The organism is Blastomonas sp. (genome assembly GCF_046294995.1).
GTDB lineage: Bacteria > Pseudomonadota > Alphaproteobacteria > Sphingomonadales > Sphingomonadaceae > Blastomonas.
The window spans coordinates 138,531-155,083 of record NZ_JBKBOG010000002.1 but is presented as its reverse complement, the minus strand read 5'-3'; the positions used below and the strand labels follow the sequence as shown (position 1 = coordinate 155,083).

Annotated in this window: 16 protein-coding genes; 12 read left to right on the top strand and 4 right to left on the bottom strand. The window is 63.9% G+C overall.

Annotated elements, in window-relative coordinates; translation table 11 throughout:
- Positions 1-114: 114 nt before the first annotated feature.
- Together fdxA and ACK4R0_RS05280 are read left to right on the top strand one after the other, a co-directional pair.
- Positions 115-453: a ferredoxin FdxA gene (gene fdxA, locus ACK4R0_RS05285; protein ID WP_409671317.1), complete on the top strand. Its 339-nt coding sequence runs from the start codon at positions 115-117 to the stop codon at positions 451-453.
- Positions 454-781: 328 nt separating this feature from the next.
- Complete coding sequence (locus tag ACK4R0_RS05280; protein WP_017672703.1) at positions 782-1,309, top strand: CarD family transcriptional regulator; 528 nt, start codon at positions 782-784, stop codon at positions 1,307-1,309.
- Between the two features lie 301 nt (positions 1,310-1,610).
- Here the strand turns inward: ACK4R0_RS05280 and ACK4R0_RS05275 are convergent, their stop codons facing one another.
- The 4 genes from ACK4R0_RS05275 to ACK4R0_RS05260 form a co-directional block, all read right to left on the bottom strand.
- The gene (locus ACK4R0_RS05275) at positions 1,611-3,380 is read right to left on the bottom strand and encodes an AMP-dependent synthetase/ligase (RefSeq protein WP_409671634.1); all 1,770 of its coding nucleotides are present in this window, start codon (positions 3,378-3,380) and stop codon (positions 1,611-1,613) included.
- A 165-nt stretch (positions 3,381-3,545) separates the two neighbouring features.
- Positions 3,546-5,090 carry a lipopolysaccharide biosynthesis protein gene (locus tag ACK4R0_RS05270; RefSeq protein WP_409671313.1) on the bottom strand — a complete coding sequence of 515 codons (1,545 nt, stop codon included), beginning with the start codon at positions 5,088-5,090 and terminating at the stop codon, positions 3,546-3,548.
- A 9-nt stretch (positions 5,091-5,099) separates the two neighbouring features.
- Entirely contained in the window at positions 5,100-6,197 is a 1,098-nt protein-coding gene (gene lptG, locus ACK4R0_RS05265) for an LPS export ABC transporter permease LptG (protein WP_409671310.1), read from the bottom strand.
- 10 nt (positions 6,198-6,207) lie between these two features.
- Positions 6,208-7,419, bottom strand: coding sequence for an LptF/LptG family permease (locus ACK4R0_RS05260; protein WP_409671305.1), 1,212 nt, complete (start codon positions 7,417-7,419; stop codon positions 6,208-6,210).
- A 128-nt stretch (positions 7,420-7,547) separates the two neighbouring features.
- On the opposite strand from ACK4R0_RS05260, the gene ACK4R0_RS05255 reads away from it, so the two are divergent.
- From ACK4R0_RS05255 to ACK4R0_RS05210, 10 genes are all read left to right on the top strand, one after another.
- Complete coding sequence (locus ACK4R0_RS05255) at positions 7,548-8,075, top strand: DUF2141 domain-containing protein (protein ID WP_409671302.1); 528 nt, start codon at positions 7,548-7,550, stop codon at positions 8,073-8,075.
- 6 nt (positions 8,076-8,081) lie between these two features.
- Positions 8,082-9,059 (top strand): diacylglycerol/lipid kinase family protein, encoded by a 978-nt coding sequence (locus ACK4R0_RS05250; RefSeq protein ID WP_409671299.1) that lies wholly within the window; start codon positions 8,082-8,084, stop codon positions 9,057-9,059.
- A 204-nt stretch (positions 9,060-9,263) separates the two neighbouring features.
- The gene (locus ACK4R0_RS05245; protein ID WP_409671296.1) at positions 9,264-10,163 is read left to right on the top strand and encodes a hypothetical protein; all 900 of its coding nucleotides are present in this window, start codon (positions 9,264-9,266) and stop codon (positions 10,161-10,163) included.
- A gap of 328 nt (positions 10,164-10,491) precedes the next feature.
- On the top strand, positions 10,492-10,962 hold the full coding sequence (locus ACK4R0_RS05240) for an SUF system Fe-S cluster assembly regulator (protein WP_409671294.1): 471 nt from the start codon (positions 10,492-10,494) through the stop codon (positions 10,960-10,962).
- Entirely contained in the window at positions 10,959-12,455 is a 1,497-nt protein-coding gene (gene sufB, locus ACK4R0_RS05235) for a Fe-S cluster assembly protein SufB (protein ID WP_409671291.1), read from the top strand. The genes ACK4R0_RS05240 and sufB overlap by 4 nt, the downstream gene beginning before the upstream one ends.
- A gap of 154 nt (positions 12,456-12,609) precedes the next feature.
- Complete coding sequence (locus ACK4R0_RS05230; protein ID WP_409671288.1) at positions 12,610-12,897, top strand: hypothetical protein; 288 nt, start codon at positions 12,610-12,612, stop codon at positions 12,895-12,897.
- A 1-nt stretch (position 12,898) separates the two neighbouring features.
- A complete protein-coding gene (gene sufC, locus ACK4R0_RS05225) occupies positions 12,899-13,639 on the top strand; it encodes a Fe-S cluster assembly ATPase SufC (protein WP_409671285.1) in 741 nt (246 codons plus the stop codon).
- 223 nt (positions 13,640-13,862) lie between these two features.
- On the top strand, positions 13,863-14,621 hold the full coding sequence (locus tag ACK4R0_RS05220; protein WP_409671631.1) for a SufD family Fe-S cluster assembly protein: 759 nt from the start codon (positions 13,863-13,865) through the stop codon (positions 14,619-14,621).
- Positions 14,621-15,946, top strand: coding sequence for an aminotransferase class V-fold PLP-dependent enzyme (locus ACK4R0_RS05215; protein WP_409671282.1), 1,326 nt, complete (start codon positions 14,621-14,623; stop codon positions 15,944-15,946). Before ACK4R0_RS05220 ends, ACK4R0_RS05215 begins: the two co-directional genes overlap by 1 nt.
- Before the next feature lie 5 nt (positions 15,947-15,951).
- Positions 15,952-16,440 (top strand): DUF59 domain-containing protein, encoded by a 489-nt coding sequence (locus ACK4R0_RS05210; RefSeq protein ID WP_409671628.1) that lies wholly within the window; start codon positions 15,952-15,954, stop codon positions 16,438-16,440.
- Positions 16,441-16,553: the final 113 nt, after the last annotated feature.

Sequence of the window (16,553 nt, the reverse complement as noted above, 5' to 3'; positions counted from 1 at the left end):
GGGCCGATGGCAATAGCAAGGCGCCCAGAATCACTAAGCTGCCATCACCAAGCTATCATCATGCAATGCGGGCCCGAAATGCCCGGCCAGCCATCCAGGGAGCGATCACAGCCGATGACCTATGTAGTCACCGACGCCTGCATCAAGTGCAAATACATGGACTGCGTGGAAGTGTGCCCCGTGGACTGCTTCTACGAAGGCGACAATATGCTGGTGATCAACCCCAGCGAATGCATCGACTGCGGCGTGTGCGAACCCGAATGCCCCGCCGAAGCGATTCTGCCCGATACCGAAGACGGCCTCGAGAAGTGGCTCGAGCTCAACACCAAGTTCAGCGCCGAATGGCCCAACATCACCCAAAAGCGCGACTCTCCGCCTGACGCGGACGAGTACAAGGGCAAGGAAGGCAAATACGAAGCCTATTTCTCGCCCGAACCTGGCGAAGGCGACTGACCTCTTCCCATCCATCCCTTCGGGGGTGGATCGGCCGGGCCATCGCATCGGCCACACGCGATCGCTCCAACATTCCGTAACGGCAGGCGCGCCTCAGCGCCTGCCGACGCTTGTTTTTCGGCGTTTCAAACCCCATTTGGGTCCGGAATGGCCATTACAGGGTGGCTATTTTGTGACGAATCTGTTAAGGGCTTCCTTGTCAGTGCTGCAGCGCAGCGTTGAGATGGGTGTCCCGCTTTCGGCACATGCTTGAGGAGATCTGGTTCGGACGGCAGGATCGCAGGTTCGAAAACACTCCCGCTTCCCCTGAAATTAGAAAGGTTTTTGAATGGCCGCCAAAGCGCTGTCTTTTGATGTAGGCGATTATGTGGTGTACCCCAAGCACGGTGTCGGCCGTGTCGTGGAGCTTCAGAAAGAGGAAATTGCCGGCATGCAGCTCGAGCTGTACGTGCTGCGCTTCGAAAAGGAACGCATGACCCTTCGCGTTCCGGTGAACAAGGTCGAAAGCATCGGCATGCGCAAGCTGTCGTCCGACAAGACACTGCGTGAAGCCATGGAAACGCTCAAGAGCAAGCCCAAGGTCAAGCGCACCATGTGGTCGCGCCGCGCCCAGGAATACGAAGCCAAGATCAACTCGGGCGACCTCGTGTCGATCGCCGAAGTGACCCGCGACCTGTTCCGCCCCGACGACCAGCCCGAGCAGAGCTATTCCGAACGCCAGATCTTCGAAGCGGCCTCGAGCCGCCTCGCGCGCGAACTGGCAGCGATGGAAAAGACCGACGAGCCTGCAGCGCTCAAGAAGATCCTCGAGATCCTCAACGAAGCCGCACCGCAATATTACGAGGCAGCTGAATAAGGCAGCCTTGTCGCCGAGCGACTGTTACCCAAAACCCCGGATCGGCGTTAGGCCGCTCCGGGGTTTTTGTTATTTGGCGAACAACGGACTCAAAAGTCGCGGGCTATCCGCATAGCATTGCGCATACGTCCCTCGACTTCGCTCGGGACAGACGGCGAGGGGAGAGCGAACCACATTCTGTTTGTTATACCCATGGCTCCGTATTGGCCGTCGCGGGTTTGCACCCACCTCCCGTGTTCCCGAGCGAAGTCGAGGGACGTTGTGCACCAAATACGTCAATACACTGCCGGAGAACGCGCCCTTACGACTTGTACAGCCCGTCGAGCCGGTCCTGATAGCGCGCGCGGATGACGTGGCGGCGGATCTTCATCGAGGGGGTCATTTCGCCGTTCTCGATTCCGAAAGGCTCGTCGGAAAAGGCGAACTGCCGCACTTTCTCGATCACCGACAGATCGGCGTTGACCCGGTCGATCGCCGCGCGGACCGCGGACTTGAACGCCGGGTTGGCCTGCAGCTCGGCGAAATCCACCTTCACGCCTTGCGCGGTCGCCCATTCGAGCGCCCATTCGGGATCGGGCACGACCAGCCCGACGAGATAGGGCCGCCGGTCGCCCATCACCATCGCCTGATGGATTTCGGGCTGCAGCGTCAGCATGCCCTCGACCTTCTGGGGCGAGACGTTGTCGCCCTTGTCGTTGACGATCAGATCTTTCTTGCGGTCCGTGATCGCGATGCGGCCTGCGGCATCGATATGACCGATGTCGCCGGTGTGCAGCCAGCCGTCGATCAGCACCCGCGAGGTCTCTTCGGGGTTCTGCCAATATCCGTGCATCACCAGTTCGCCGCGCACCAGAATCTCGCCATCCTCGGCGATGCGCACCTCGGTATCGGCGAGCGGCGGACCGACGGTGTCCATCTTGACGCCCACCGAGGGGCGGTTGCAGGCGATGATCGGCGCCGCCTCGGTCTGGCCATAGCCCTGCAGCAGCGTGAGGCCGAGCGAATGGAAGAAAACGCCGATCTCGGGATTGAGCGGCGCGCCGCCCGAGACCATCGCCTTGATCCGCCCGCCGAACCGCGCCTGAATCTTGGGCCGCAGGCTTTTCGACAGGATGAAGTCCATCGGCTTGTCGATCAGCCCGGCGCGGCCGCCCAGCTGCTTCTCGCCGAGCGCCATCGCGCGTTCGAACAGGAAGTTGGCGACCTTGCCCTGCTTCTGGATCTGCTTGAGGATGCGCGCGCGCAGCACCTCGAACAATCGCGGCACCACGACCATCAGCGTGGGGCGGACTTCCTCGATATTGCTGGCAAGCTTTTCCAGCCCTTCGGAATAATAGATCTGCGCGCCCAGCCCGATCGGGAAGAACTGGCCGGCGCTGTGTTCATAGGCGTGGCTGAGCGGCAGGAACGAGAGGAACACCTCGTCTTCCCAGCCGAAATCCTCGGCGATGACGCGGGTGGGCCCTGCGATGTTGTGCAGGATCGCGCCATGGTGCTGCATCACCCCGCGCGGCGCGCCGCCGGTGCCGCTGGTGTAGATGATGCACGCGGTGTCGGTGCGGGTGAGCGAGGCTGCATCGGCGCGCACCTGTGCCATCCGCTCGGCCTGGCGCGCGGGATCGCCGGTGACCAGATCGGTCCAGTTGTGGGTGCGGAAGCGGCTGGCCTGGCCGACCTTCATCGCATCCATGCCGATCACGTGCCAGGCATTGCCCGCGCGCAGCACCGCAGGCAGCAGCGTCTTGGCGAGCTTGGCATTGGAGACGATCACTGCGCGCGCGCCCGAATTGTCGAGGATGTGCTGGTGGTCGCGCTCGGTGTTGGTGGTGTAGGTCGGCACGGTGATGCAGCCGGCGGCCATGATCGCAAGGTCGGCGATACACCATTCGGGCCGGTTCTCGCTGACCAGCATCACCCGGTCGCCGCGTGCCAGCCCCATGTCCTTGAGCGCATAAGCGAGCTCGGCCACCTGCCCTGCTGCCTGTTTCCAGCTGATCGAGGTCCAGACACCTTCGCGCTTGGCCCACAGGAACGGCTTGTCGCCCAGCTCGTCGGCACGGGCAAAGAACATCGCGACCAGATTGTCGAATGTCTTGAACTGGTCGAGGGATGTGTTGGCGATCACCGGTATCAGGCTCCTGAATAAGCCGCGCTTTCGTGTGCGGTCTGGTGACCACGGGTCTAGCGGGCTTTGGTTGCAGGAGCAATCAGTGGCGAAGGCCGAAATCCGCGGGCGTCAGACCCTCAAGACCCGCCCCGCCTTGCCGAGCGCGGCCTTGTCCTCGGCATCGAGGCCCAGTTTCAGCCCCAGCCAGACCAGCGGAAAGAACAGCGAAAACTGCAGCGCCGCGCGCACGGCCATGTGCCAGTGGCCGAACGCAACCCCGATAAGCCACAGCACCGCCAGCCCGGCGACGCCGCAGGCCAGCGCACGCAGGAAATGGCTGTCGAAGGGTCCCAGCTTTTCGCTCCACCACAATTCGGCCACCGCCGACCAGCTCGAGACGATGACGCCCGCGCTCACCGCCAGCGCCATGCCGGTGGCGCCGAGCCCGGGGATGGCGAGCCAGCCGACCAGGGCGGCGATCGCGATGCCGGCCAGCGAATTGGCGAGCGGCAGCATGCGGTGGCCGGTCATCTCGACGATCGGGGTGGCCGCGCCCAGGATCGTCTCGCCCGCACGACCCACCAGCAGCACCACCAGCACCGGCAGCGCGGCTGCGGCCTGCGGAGAAAACAACATCAGCAGCGCATCGCCGGCAGCGATCATCACCCCGGTCAGCGGCAGCACGATGATCGCCGCGAGACGGTTGGCAAAGCGGTACAAGGGCGCGATCTCGGCGCGGTCGGCAGCGCCCTGCGCCGCGCTTAACGGGGCGAGAACGTAGAGGAAGGTCTGACGGACGATCAGCGGGACCGAGGCGATCTTGCGCGCGATGCCGAACAGCCCGGCGGCCACCGCGCCGCCCGCGCCGCTCAACGCCAGCCCCAGCAGCACCGGCGGAAGATCGTTGAACGCGCGCCGGGCCAGATTGGGGGGCATCGTCGCGAGCCCGCTCTTGAGCGTGTCGCGGCGCAACGCCTGCGGCATCGGTGCGCGCCACAGCAGCGCGAGGTCGTAATAGCGTCCCAGCAGCCGCACCGACAGCCAGGCGGTGATCGCGAGCGAGACCAGATGCGCGAGGAACAGCCCGAACAGCCGCACGCCCAGCGCATAAAGCGCGACCGCGACGATCAACCGCGCGATCTGCTCCCAGAAAATCCGCAACCGGATTTCGGGGCCAAAGGCGCGCTTGGCGCGCGCGGCAGCGGTCGCGATCTCCAGCGCGACGGTCATCGGCAAGGTCCAGACGAACAGCGCGATCATCTGCGGCAGCGCGGCGCGCATGTCCGGGCCGACGGCAAAGGCGGGCGCGATCCACGGCGCTGCCAGACTGATCGCCAGCGCCAGCAGGCTGGATGGGATCACCGTGACCAGCAGCGCATAACGCACCGCGCCGTGCTCTGCCTCGCGGCTGGTCGCGGCGGGGACCGAGCGCTGCAGCCCTTGCGCCAGCGAAAGCGTGGTCAGCGTCGCAAGCAGGTTCACCGCCGCCCACAGCACGATATAGGTGCCGTACGTCGCCAGTCCGAACATCCACACGAACGCCGGCTGGGTGACGATCTCGATCACCGCGCCGGCGCGCGCCAGGCCGCTGAGCGCAGCCCCGCTCGCGACATCGGCGCGGGTGACGGCAGGTGCGTTTGCAGGAGCGACAGGATCGGCGGGCTGGTCCGCCACGGCTGCGGCCTATTCCTCGGTGCGGATCAGCACGGTTTCGCCCACCATCAGGAACAGCAGGAACGGCGACCATGCGGCAAGAAATGGCGGATAGGCACCCAGATTGCCCATCGCCAGCGCAAAATTGTCGGCGACGAAATAGGCAAAGCCCAGCCCCATGCCGATCACCGCGCGGATGAACAATTGGCCCGAGCGCGCCAGCCCGAACGCGGCGACCGCGCCGAGCAGCGGCATCAGCAGCGCCGACAAGGGCCCGGACAATTTGTGCCACAGGTTGGATTCGAGCGAGGCGGTCGGACGGCCTGCCTCTTTGAGCTCCTCGATCGCCGACCACAATTGCAGGAACGACATGCCCTCGGGATTGACCTTGCTCAAGGTGAACTGGTCGGGCCGCACGCCGCCTGCGGTGGTGATGTTGCCGAGCGTCTGCTTCTGCCCGGTGGCGACATCGAACTGGTTGGCATCGGTCAGCTGCCAGCCGCTGCCGGTATAAACGCCCTCGGTCGCGGTGACGATGCGCGCAAGCCCGCCTTCCTTGTCGCGGACATAGACCGAAATCCCGGTCAGCCGGGTCTCAGGGCCGGTGCCCTCGACCGTATCGGCCTGGATGATGTTGACGCCATCGCGCACCCAGACGTTGGCCTTGACGTTGGAATCGCGCGGGATCGGGCCGAACTCGGCTTGCTCCCAGGCGCTCAGCGTCGCGGTTGCGCGGCTCAATATGCGCTCGGAAAACACGAAGGTGATCAGCGAGACGCCCAGCGCCGCGATCAGCAGCGGAGCCAGCACCTGGTGTGCCGAGAGCCCGGAGGCCTTCATCGCCACGACTTCGCTGTTCTGGTTCAATGTCGCCAGCGTGATGATCGTCGCCAGCAGCACCGAAAACGGCAGCACCAGATCGATGATCTGCGGTGCGCGCAGCGAGATATAGGTCAGAAGCTGCGCCTGGCCATTGCCGGGATAGGCAAGGATCTTGCCGCTTTCGCCCAACAGGTCGAGCGATTGCAGCACCAGGAACAGCAACGCCACCACCGCCAGGATGCTGGTGAGGAACTTGCGCGCCATATAGATGGCCACGGTCCGCGAAGGGAAGAATTCAAGCTGCATCTGGCCGCACCTATTCCTGGAACGACCGTTTGCGGCCAAAGCTGAACAGCCCCTTGATCGCCGCGCCCGATTTGGCGAACAGCTTTTCGAGCGTGCCGATCGGCTGGCCGCCGGGGACGAACGCGACCTGATAATACATCCAGCCGATCAGCGCGGCAAACAGCGAGAACGGCAGCCACAGGGCGATGATCGGATCGACCAGCCCAAGCGCGCCCACATCCTCGCCATATTCGTTGATCTTGTGATAGGTCACGATCATCACGATCGACAGGAACACGCCGAGTGCCGATGTCGATCTTTTCGGCGGAATCGCCAGCGCCAGCGCCAGCAGCGGCATCAGCAGCATCATCACCACCTCGACCATGCGGAAATGGAAGTTGGCGCGGGTCTGATTGCGCTGCTCTACCGGGATATTGGCATCGCCGCCGATGCGGACCAGTTCGGGAATGGTGTATTCGCGGTCCTTGCCGCCGCCACGCCGCCGGAAGGATTCGATCTTGGGCAGGTCGATCGGCAGATCGTGGTTGGAGAAGGTCAGCACCCGCGGGGTCTGATAGCTGGGCGCATCGTGGATCAAGGTGCCGCTGGTCAGGCGCAGGATGATGACGTTGGGGTCGTCGGTGGCGAGGAACTTGCCCTGTTCGGCGCTGACCGACAGCGATGTGCCCGAGCTGTTTTCTGCCCGCACGAAGATGCCGAAAAGCTCGCGCCCGCCATCGCGGCTCTGCTCGATCCGCATCGTCATCCGGTCGCCCAATTGGGTGAATTCGCCGACCTTGATCGATGCCCCCAGCGCGCCCGAGCGCAGCTCGAAGCCCAGCTCTTCATAGGCATAGCGCGCCTTGGGCTGGATATAGCCGACCAGCGCCAGATTGACGAGCATCAGCGCGACCGCGAACAGATAGGGCACGCGCAGCAGCCGGGTGTAGCTGAGGCCCACCGCGCGGAACACGTCGAGCTCGGACGACAGCGCAAGCTTGCGGAAGGCGAGCAATATGCCGAGCAGCAGGCCGATCGGAATGCCGAGCGAGAGATATTCGGGGATCAGGTTGGCGAGCATGCGCCACACCACGCTCACCGGGCCGCCTTCGGCCGCGACGAAATCGAACAATCGCAGCATCTTGTCCAGCACCAGCAGCATGGCCGCAATGACCAGCGTACCCACCAGCGGAAAGAACACGAGACGGGCGATATAAGCGTCTGTGGCGGTTATGAATTTCAACTTATTGTCGCCCTGTCACCATGATTTGGCCGCAAACGCTTCCCATAAGCAGACGGGTAAAGGGGGCTCATCAGCCAAACCGCGCCATCCGGAGCGGTCCGGCTATAGCTTCTGGGATTGATTACGTCATGTTCAAAATTGCGGCAAAATCACTGGCCATCGCGGCTGCAGGCACTCTTGCCTTTGCAGTGGGCGTGCCTGTGGCCAGCGCGCAGCGGCAGGAAATCTCCAACGACATGCGCAAATGCGGCGCCGGCGCGCCCGGTCCTGCGGTGCATGTCGAGGTGAGCGGGTTCAAGGCCGCGACCGGCCGCGTTCGCGTGCAGGCCTATCCTGCGACCAAGAGCAGCTGGCTGGAAAAGGGTGCGTGGATCAACCGCATCGATGCCCCCGTCGCGCCGCGAAACGGCAAGATGGCCTTCTGCGTTCCCGTGCCCGAGGCCGGAGCCTATGGCATTGCCGTGCGCCACGATGTCGATGGCAGCGGCAAATCGGGCTGGGACGATGGCGGCGGGTTCTCCAACAACCCTTCGCTCTCGCTGCTCAGCCTCAAGCCTTCTGCAGACAAGACCGCTATCCGGGTCGGTTCCGGCGTAACGCGTATCCAGGTGGTGTTGAATTACCGCCAGGGCATGACGATCAAGCCGATAGGATAAACTTCGATGACCCTCGTTGCGCTCATTTCCAATCCACGTTCCACCGGCAACAAGGCGCTGTTGCCGGCGGTGCGTGACTATTGCGCGCGTAATCCGGACATTTTCCATTACGAGGTCGAAGAGGTCCACCAGATCGCCGACGCGCTGCGCGCCATCGCCTTGGTCAAGCCCAAGGTGCTGGTGATCAACGGCGGCGACGGCACGGTGCAGGCAACGCTGACCGAGCTGTATCATGGCAGCCATTTCGGCAAGAACCCGCCGCCGGTCGCGGTGCTGCCCAACGGCAAGACCAACCTGATCGCGCTCGATCTGGGCGCGAGCGGCAAGCCGCTGGCGACGCTCGACCGGATTATCGACATTGCGCGCAACGATCTGGAAAGCCACATCGTGGTGCGCCAGCTGATCGCGCTGACCGATGGCGAGGATGGCCGCCCGGTGCTGGGCATGTTCATGGGCGGCGCTGGCCTGGCCGAGATCATCCTGTACTGCCGCCAGAAGATCTATCCTTTGGGCCTGCCCAATTCGGTGAGCCATTTCATCGCGGCGATCGCGGGCCTGTTCACCATGCTGTTCGGGCTTACCGCCAAGTTCCTGCCGATCACCCGCTCGGCGCTGCGCATCTCGTATTTCCAAAAGGGGGAGCTCAACGGCAGCTTCCTGGTGGTGATGGTGACGACGCTGGAAAAGCTGCTGCTGGGCAGCAGGGCGGAAAGCGGGACTTCGCCCACCGGGCATCTGAAGTTCATCGCGGTCGAACACAACCGGGCAGGGCTGACCACATTGCTGATCGACACGCTGATGGGCCGCTTCGGCACCCGGCGCGGGCGCGGCGTGCATCTGGCGCGCGAGGACATGATCCGCATCGACAGCGATCGCAGCCGCAGCCGCGTCGTGCTCGATGGCGAAATCTTCGAGGCCAGCGCGGGCAAGCCGATCATCCTGCGCTCGACCGACCCGGTGCCGTTCCTGCGCCTGGCGGCTTGATTTTCTCCCCTCCCGCAGGCGGGAGGGGCAGGGCTGGCGCAGCCAGGCCGGGGTGGGCCTGAACCTTGATTCTCGCCAGATGGTGTAACACGTACAAAACATCGTCACCCCCGCGAAGGCGGGGGTCCCGCTTCTGCTGGCGGGGCGCGCAGTTTAGCGGGATTCCCGCTTTCGCGGGAATGACGATAAAGCTTGGACGGTAGTGTGAACTCTCTCAAATCCCTGATCGCTGCCGAGATCGACCAGCCGGTCGACCCACGCGTCAGCGCCTTTGCCGCCGAGATCGCCCGCCCGTTCGGCGATACCGCGCGCGCGGTGATCTTCTATGGATCGTGCCTGCGCGAGGCGCAGCTCGATGGGCTGATGCTCGATTTCTACGTGATCGTGTCGGACTATGCGGCGGCCTATCGCCAGGCAGGCAAGGCCGGGTGGATGGCGCGCGCCAATGCACTGATCCCGCCCAATGTGTTTCCGGCAGCTTATGCCAATCTGGCCGCCAAATACGCCGTGCTGTCCGAAGCCGACCTTGCCCGTGCGTGCTCGATGCAGGCGCGCGATGTCTCGGTCTGGGCGCGGTTTGCCCAGCCGGTGCGGCTGGTGTGGAGCGCGGACGATGCCGCGCGGGATGCTGCGCTGAATGCGCTGTGCGATGCGCCGGTCACGCTGCTGCGCCATGCCGCGCCGCTCACCGATGCCGCTTCGCCCGATCCGCTGGCCGCATGGCGCACTGGCTTCACCCGCACCTATGGCGCCGAACTGCGCGCAGAGCGCGGCGACCGGCCAGACAAGGTGGTCGACTTCGCGCCTGAACATTACCGCCGTGCGGGCGAGGCGATCATGCGCGAACATCCCGATATCGCCGCGATGCCCCGCGCCGAGGCCGAGTCCCGATGGGCCGCGCTCAGGCGCCGCAGCAAGCGAATGACCGTGGCGCGGCTTGCCAAGGCGAGCTTCACCTTTGCCGGCGGGATCGATTACCTCGCCTGGAAGATCAACCGGCATGCAGGCACGCAGATCGCGATCAAGCCCTGGCAGCGCAAATGGCCATTGGTGGCGGCGGTGTTCCTGGTGCCGAAGTTGTTGAGAAGCGGCGCGGTGAAGTAGGCTAAGTTTTGATGCGCGAGCAGCGCTGCCGGCCATCCAACTTGCCTCTCCCTTGATGGGAGAGGCAGCGAGACTTGGCAGCTTGCTGCCTTAGTCGCAGCGGTGAGGGTGATGGTGCGGCTGGGTACCGCGGCGTCGGGTCGCGTCCTTCGCACAATCCGGAGAGATCACCCCCACCCAACCCTCCCCCATCAAGGGGGAGGGCTTTAGCGGCCTTCCCGCAAGCGAGAGGGGAGAGATTTGTGCTTCCATCTTCACCCTTGATTTTCCAGCCCAAAACCGCCATCTCGTAATCGGAACGATTCACTCCGATTAACGGGCCAGCCTTATGCGCATGTCCAGTCTTGCCGATTATGCCGTGGTGCTGATGAGCGCCGCTGCGCGCCATTGCGGTGGTATCCGCTGCAATGCGCGGGTTCTGGCGACCGAAACCGGTCTGCCCTTGCCCACCGCGCAGAAGCTGGTGAGCAAGCTGTCGGCAGCCGGCCTGATCGAATCGGTGCGCGGCGCTGGCGGCGGATTCCGCCTGTCGCGCCCACCCGCTGCGATCACGCTCGCCGATATCGTCGAGGCGGTGGACGGCCCGATCGAGATCACGGTATGCGCAGGCGAGCACGCCAGCGATTGCGCGATGGAGGGCAGCTGCCATGTCCGCCCGCACTGGCAGATCGTCAACCGCACCATCCGCTCGGCACTGGCCGGCGTGACCCTGGCCAGCCTCGGCCAGCATATCCCCGATCCCAGACGCCCCGAACATGCGCTCGACCTCAAGAAGGTCGGCGAAAGGACCTCAACGTGACCGACGACAGCACCCCTGCAGACACCAAGACGCGCGACGCCGATGCCTGGGCGGCGGCGGAAAAGGCGAGCACCTATGAATGGGGCTTTTCGTCCGCGATCGAGCAGGAAATGGCGCCCAAGGGGCTGACCGAAGACACCGTGCGCTATATCAGCGCCAAGAAGAACGAGCCCGAATGGATGCTCGAGTGGCGGCTGAAGGCGTTCCGCATCTGGCAGACGCTGGAGACTCCCGACTGGGCCAAGCTCCAAGTCCCGCCGATCGACTATCAGGACGCCTATTATTACGCCGAGCCCAAGGCCAAGCCCAAGCTGGGCTCATTGGACGAGGTCGATCCTGAAATCCTCGAGGTCTACAAGAAGCTCGGCATTCCGATCGAGGAGCAGAAGGTGCTCGCCAATGTCGAGGGCGCGCGCCGCGTCGCGGTCGATGCGGTGTTTGACTCGGTCTCGGTCGCGACCACGTTCCGCGAGGAACTGAGCCGTGCCGGCGTGATCTTCATGTCGATCAGCGAGGCGATCCGCGAATATCCCGATCTGGTCAGGAAGTGGCTGGGCAAGGTCGTGCCGGTGCGCGACAACTATTTCGCGACATTGAACTGCGCGGTCTTTTCGGACGGCACCTTCGTCTACATCCCCGAAGGCGTGCGCTGTCCGATGGAGCTGTCGACCTATTTCCGCATCAACGCCGAGAACACCGGCCAGTTCGAGCGCACGCTGATCATCGCCGACAAGGGCAGCTATGTGAGCTACCTCGAAGGCTGCACCGCACCGCAGCGCGACGAGAACCAGTTGCACGCCGCGGTGGTCGAACTGGTCGCGATGGACGATGCCGAGATCAAATATTCGACCGTGCAGAACTGGTATCCCGGCGACGCCGAGGGCAAGGGCGGCATCTACAATTTCGTCACCAAGCGCGGGCTGGCCCAAGGCGCGCGCTCGAAGGTCAGCTGGACGCAGGTCGAGACCGGTAGCGCGGTGACCTGGAAATACCCGTCGTGCGTGCTCAACGGCGAGGACAGCGTCGGCGAGTTCTATTCGGTCGCGGTCACCAACAATTACCAGCAGGCCGATACCGGCACCAAGATGATCCACAACGGCAAGGGCACCCGCTCGACGATCGTGTCGAAGGGGATCAGCGCGGGGCGCAGCAACAACACCTATCGCGGACTGGTGCGCGTCGCTCCGGGCGCGGAGGGCGTGCGCAACTTCACCCAGTGCGATTCGCTGCTTCTCGGCGACCAGTGCGGCGCGCACACCGTGCCGTATATCGAGGTGCGCAATCCATCCGCGCAGATCGAGCACGAGGCGACCACCAGCAAGATCAGCGACGACCAGTTGTTCTACGCGATGCAGCGGGGACTGAGCGCCGAGGAAGCGGTGGCGCTGATCGTCAACGGCTTCGCACGCGAAGTGCTCAAGCAGCTGCCGATGGAGTTCGCGGTTGAAGCGCAGAAGCTGCTGGGGATCAGCCTGGAAGGTTCGGTCGGATGATTACGCAAACCCAAATCCTCCCCTGCAAGGGGAGGTGGCAGGCCGCAGGCCTGACGGAGGGGTATCACCCTCTCGATAGCGCGACACCCCTCCACCGCTTCGCGGTCCCCCTCCCCTTGCAGGGGAGGATTTCGCCTAAGGGGAGCGTGGGGTGATGATGAACGACCTCCTTTGGCTTGTCATTATCGTCGGGCTGCCCGTCGCTGTTGCATGGAGGGTGTTCGCAAATGAGCCGCCAAAGCGGCACTTCATGGCCTCTTGGGTTCTCTCCGTGATTGGCACTCAGGTCATTTTCTTCGGATTTCTGCTTACGCTGACATTAGCAGGGATAAGCCCTTTCGGTATGTTCGAAGGATTTATCTTGCTGCCGGTTTCGGTATTTACCGCAACGATAATTGGATTGGTTGTCAGAAAACAACGTCAATCCAGCTTGGAAAGCTAAAATGCTCAACATAAACAACCTCCACGCCACCATCGGTGGCACCGAAATCCTCAAGGGCCTTTCGCTCACCATCAACGCGGGCGAGATCCATGCGATCATGGGGCCGAACGGCGCGGGCAAGTCGACGCTGGCCTATACGCTGGGCGGACGGCCCGGGTACGAGGTCACCGACGGCTCCGCGACATTCGACGGGCAGGATCTGCTCGCCCTCGAACCGCATGAGCGCGCCGCGGCGGGCCTGTTCCTCGGCTTCCAGTATCCGGTCGAAATCCCCGGCGTTTCCAACCTGCAGTTCCTGCGCGAGAGCCTCAATGCGCAGCGCCGTTCGCGCGGCGAAGAGCCGCTTTCCGGTGCGGAGTTCATCCGGCTCGCCAAGGAAAAGGCCGCGCTGCTCAAGATGGACATGGACATGCTCAAGCGGCCGGTGAACGTCGGCTTTTCGGGCGGCGAGAAGAAGCGCAACGAGATGGTGCAGATGGGGATCATCGACCCCAGGCTCGCCCTGCTCGACGAGACCGACTCCGGCCTCGACATCGACGCGCTGCGCATCGTCGGCGAAGGCATCAACACGATCATGCGCAAGCCCGACCGCGCGGTGCTGCTGATTACGCATTATCAGCGGCTGCTCGATCTGGTGAAGCCCGATTTCGTCCACGTGCTCGCGGGTGGCCGTATCGTGCGCACCGGCGGCGCGGAACTGGCGCTCGAGCTCGAAGAGCAGGGCTATGAGGCGGCGGCGTGATGAGTGCGCAAACCCAAACCTTCCCCCTCGAGGGGGAAGGATACGCAGCCTTGGCGACGCAGTCGCCTAGGCGCAGTTGGATGAGGGGGGCTGCGCTAACGGCGGCCGTTGCTTTGCAGCCGCGCTACCCTCATCCAGCTTCGCCTAAATTCGCTGCGCTCATTAAGGCTTCGCAGCCCTCTCCCTCCACGGGAGAGGGATTGATGGGAGAGGGGTCATGAGCGTGCATGCTCTCCCGCTCCCCACGCGCCGTGACGAAGCCTGGCGCTATGCCGATCTCGATGCGCTGGCGCGGGTCTGGGGCGATGTGCCGCAGGGGCCCGAGCGGATTACCGTGGCGGCTGGCGAGACCTTGGCCAAGCAGATCGTGCTGCCGGTAGCGATGTCGGGGGTGTCGATCACCGATCTCGATGTCGTGATCGAGGCGGGTGCGACCTTCGCGCTGCACCTGCTCGCCACCGATAGTGATTATGGCCGGATGAGCGTCAATGTGCTGTTGCACGAAGGCGCGCATTTCGAGATGGGCGGCGCGATCCTGGGCAATGGCGACCAGACGCTCGAGGTCGTCACCCAGGTCAACCACGCGCACCCCAATGCGACCAGCAACCAGGTTGTGCGCAGCGTCCTTGCTGGCCATGCGACCGGGTCGTTCCTCGGTAAGGTCGCGGTCGCGCGGCATGCGCAGAAGACCGATGCGTCGCAGTCGGTGAAAGCGATGCTGCTCGACCGCACCGCGACCGCCAATGCCAAGCCCGAGCTCGAGATCTATGCCGACGACGTCAAATGCGCGCACGGCGCGACGGTGGGCGAGCTCGACAAGCAGGCGCTGTTCTACATGGCCGCGCGCGGCCTGCCGCCGCAGCTGGCGCGCAAGCTCATGCTGCAGGCGTTCATCGCCGATGCGTTCGTATCGCTTGAGGATGATGCCGCGCGCGAAGTGATCGAGACGCGCGCGCTGGCTGCGCTTGAGGGGCTGGTGTGATGGATATCGATACGAAAAAGCCCTCTCCCCTTCAGGGGAGAGGGTTGGGAGAGGGGAATGTCACTAACATTGACATTGCATCCCCCTCCCCTAACCCCTCCCCTAAAGGAGAGGGGGACTTTAGCCTCCTCGACCACCGCACAGACTTCCCCGGGCTGTTCACCGCCGAGGGCAAGCCCTGGCACTATCTCGATACGGCCGCCACCGCGCAGAAGCCGCAATATGTCATCGATGCCATCGCGCGGGCTTATGGCGACGATTACGCGACCGTGCACCGCGGCGTCTACGCGCGCTCGGCGAACATGACGGTGTCGTACGAGGGTGCGCGGCGCAAGGCGGCCGCATTCATCGGTGGGCGCGAGGACGAGACGATTTTCGTGCGCGGCGCGACCGAGGGGATCAACCTCGTCGCATCGAGCTGGGGCGGGGCCAACCTCAAGCCCGGCGATCGCATCATGCTCAGCCAGCTCGAGCATCACAGCAACATCGTGCCATGGCAGATGGTGGCAGAGCGCACCGGGGCCGAGATCGATGTCGCCCCGTTGACCGACGATGGCCAGATCGATCTGGACGCGATGCAAAAGATGCTGACCGAGCGCCACAAGATGGTCGCGCTGGCGCATGTCTCGAACGTGCTCGGCAGCGTGCTCGATGCGAAGGGTGCGGCGAAGCTTGCGCACGATGTCGGCGCGTTGCTGCTGCTCGATGGTTGCCAGGCCGTGCCGCGGCTGCCGGTCGATGTCGCCGCGCTCGATTGCGATTTCTATGTCTACTCCGCGCACAAGCTCTACGGCCCGACCGGTATCGGCGTGCTCTGGGGCAGGGCGACGTTGCTCGACGCGATGCCGCCCTGGCAAGGCGGCGGCGCGATGATCGACCGCGTGACCTTTGCGCGCACCACTTATGCCCCGCCGCCGCAGCGCTTCGAGGCAGGCACGCCGCACATCGTCGGCGCCGCCGGGCTCGCAGCGGCGATCGATTATGTCGAAAGCATCGGGGTCGAGACGATCCACGCGCATGAATGCGCGCTGGTTGCCGAGGCGCAGGACGCGCTTGCAGGTATCAACACGATCCGTGTGTTCGGGCCGAAGGACAGCGCGGGCATCCTGTCGTTCGAGATGCAGGGGGTTCACCCGCACGACATCGGCACCATATTGGATGAAGCGAACGTCGCGATCCGCGCCGGGCACCATTGCGCGCAGCCGCTGATGGATCATCTGGGCGTTCCCGCGACCGCCCGCGCCAGCTTTGGCGTCTACAGCAACAGCGATGATGTCGAGGCGCTGGTGCGCGGGCTCGACCGGGTACGCAGGATTTTCGGATGAGTGATATGAACGAGACGGGAAAGATCATGTCGGAACAGGTTGATGCGGTCGAAAAGCCGCGCAAGGCGCGCGTCGATATGGCGATCGATACCACTGGGCCGGAGAGCGCGGGCGAGCGCTATGCGCGCAAACGCGATTATCTCGACGGGTTCCTCGCCGAAAAGCCACAGGACGTCGCTGTCGGCGAGCCGGGCGGCGAAGTCTACGAGGCGGTGATCGATACGCTCAAGAGCATCTACGATCCCGAAATCCCGGTGAACATCTATGATCTGGGGCTGATCTATGGCGTCGAGGTCAACGATGGCCATGCGATCATCACGATGACGCTGACCACGCCGCATTGCCCGGTGGCCGAATCGATGCCTGGCGAGATCGAACTTCAGGTTGGCAGCGTGCCGGGTGTCGGCCACGCCGAGGTCAATCTGGTCTGGGATCCGCCCTGGGATCCGGGCAAGATGACCGACGAGGCCAAGCTCGAGATGGGGATGCTGTAATTTTCCCCTCTCCCCTCCGAGGGGTAGACAGAGTCACGTGCCTCTGTCCACGATTGCGAAGACTTATGAGCGAAGCGAATTAGTCGTAGCTGGGTGAGGGGGAGCGGTCGCCG

Coding starts and splice junctions, on each gene's coding strand:
- fdxA (WP_409671317.1), top strand. CDS start 115: ATGACCTATGTAGTCACCGACGCCTGCATCAAGTGCAAATACATGGAC.
- ACK4R0_RS05280 (WP_017672703.1), top strand. CDS start 782: ATGGCCGCCAAAGCGCTGTCTTTTGATGTAGGCGATTATGTGGTGTAC.
- ACK4R0_RS05275 (WP_409671634.1), bottom strand. CDS start 3,380: ATGTTCTTTGCCCGTGCCGACGAGCTGGGCGACAAGCCGTTCCTGTGG.
- lptG (WP_409671310.1), bottom strand. CDS start 6,197: ATGCAGCTTGAATTCTTCCCTTCGCGGACCGTGGCCATCTATATGGCG.
- ACK4R0_RS05255 (WP_409671302.1), top strand. CDS start 7,548: ATGTTCAAAATTGCGGCAAAATCACTGGCCATCGCGGCTGCAGGCACT.
- ACK4R0_RS05250 (WP_409671299.1), top strand. CDS start 8,082: ATGACCCTCGTTGCGCTCATTTCCAATCCACGTTCCACCGGCAACAAG.
- ACK4R0_RS05240 (WP_409671294.1), top strand. CDS start 10,492: ATGCGCATGTCCAGTCTTGCCGATTATGCCGTGGTGCTGATGAGCGCC.
- ACK4R0_RS05230 (WP_409671288.1), top strand. CDS start 12,610: ATGATGAACGACCTCCTTTGGCTTGTCATTATCGTCGGGCTGCCCGTC.
- sufC (WP_409671285.1), top strand. CDS start 12,899: ATGCTCAACATAAACAACCTCCACGCCACCATCGGTGGCACCGAAATC.
- ACK4R0_RS05215 (WP_409671282.1), top strand. CDS start 14,621: ATGGATATCGATACGAAAAAGCCCTCTCCCCTTCAGGGGAGAGGGTTG.
- ACK4R0_RS05210 (WP_409671628.1), top strand. CDS start 15,952: ATGAACGAGACGGGAAAGATCATGTCGGAACAGGTTGATGCGGTCGAA.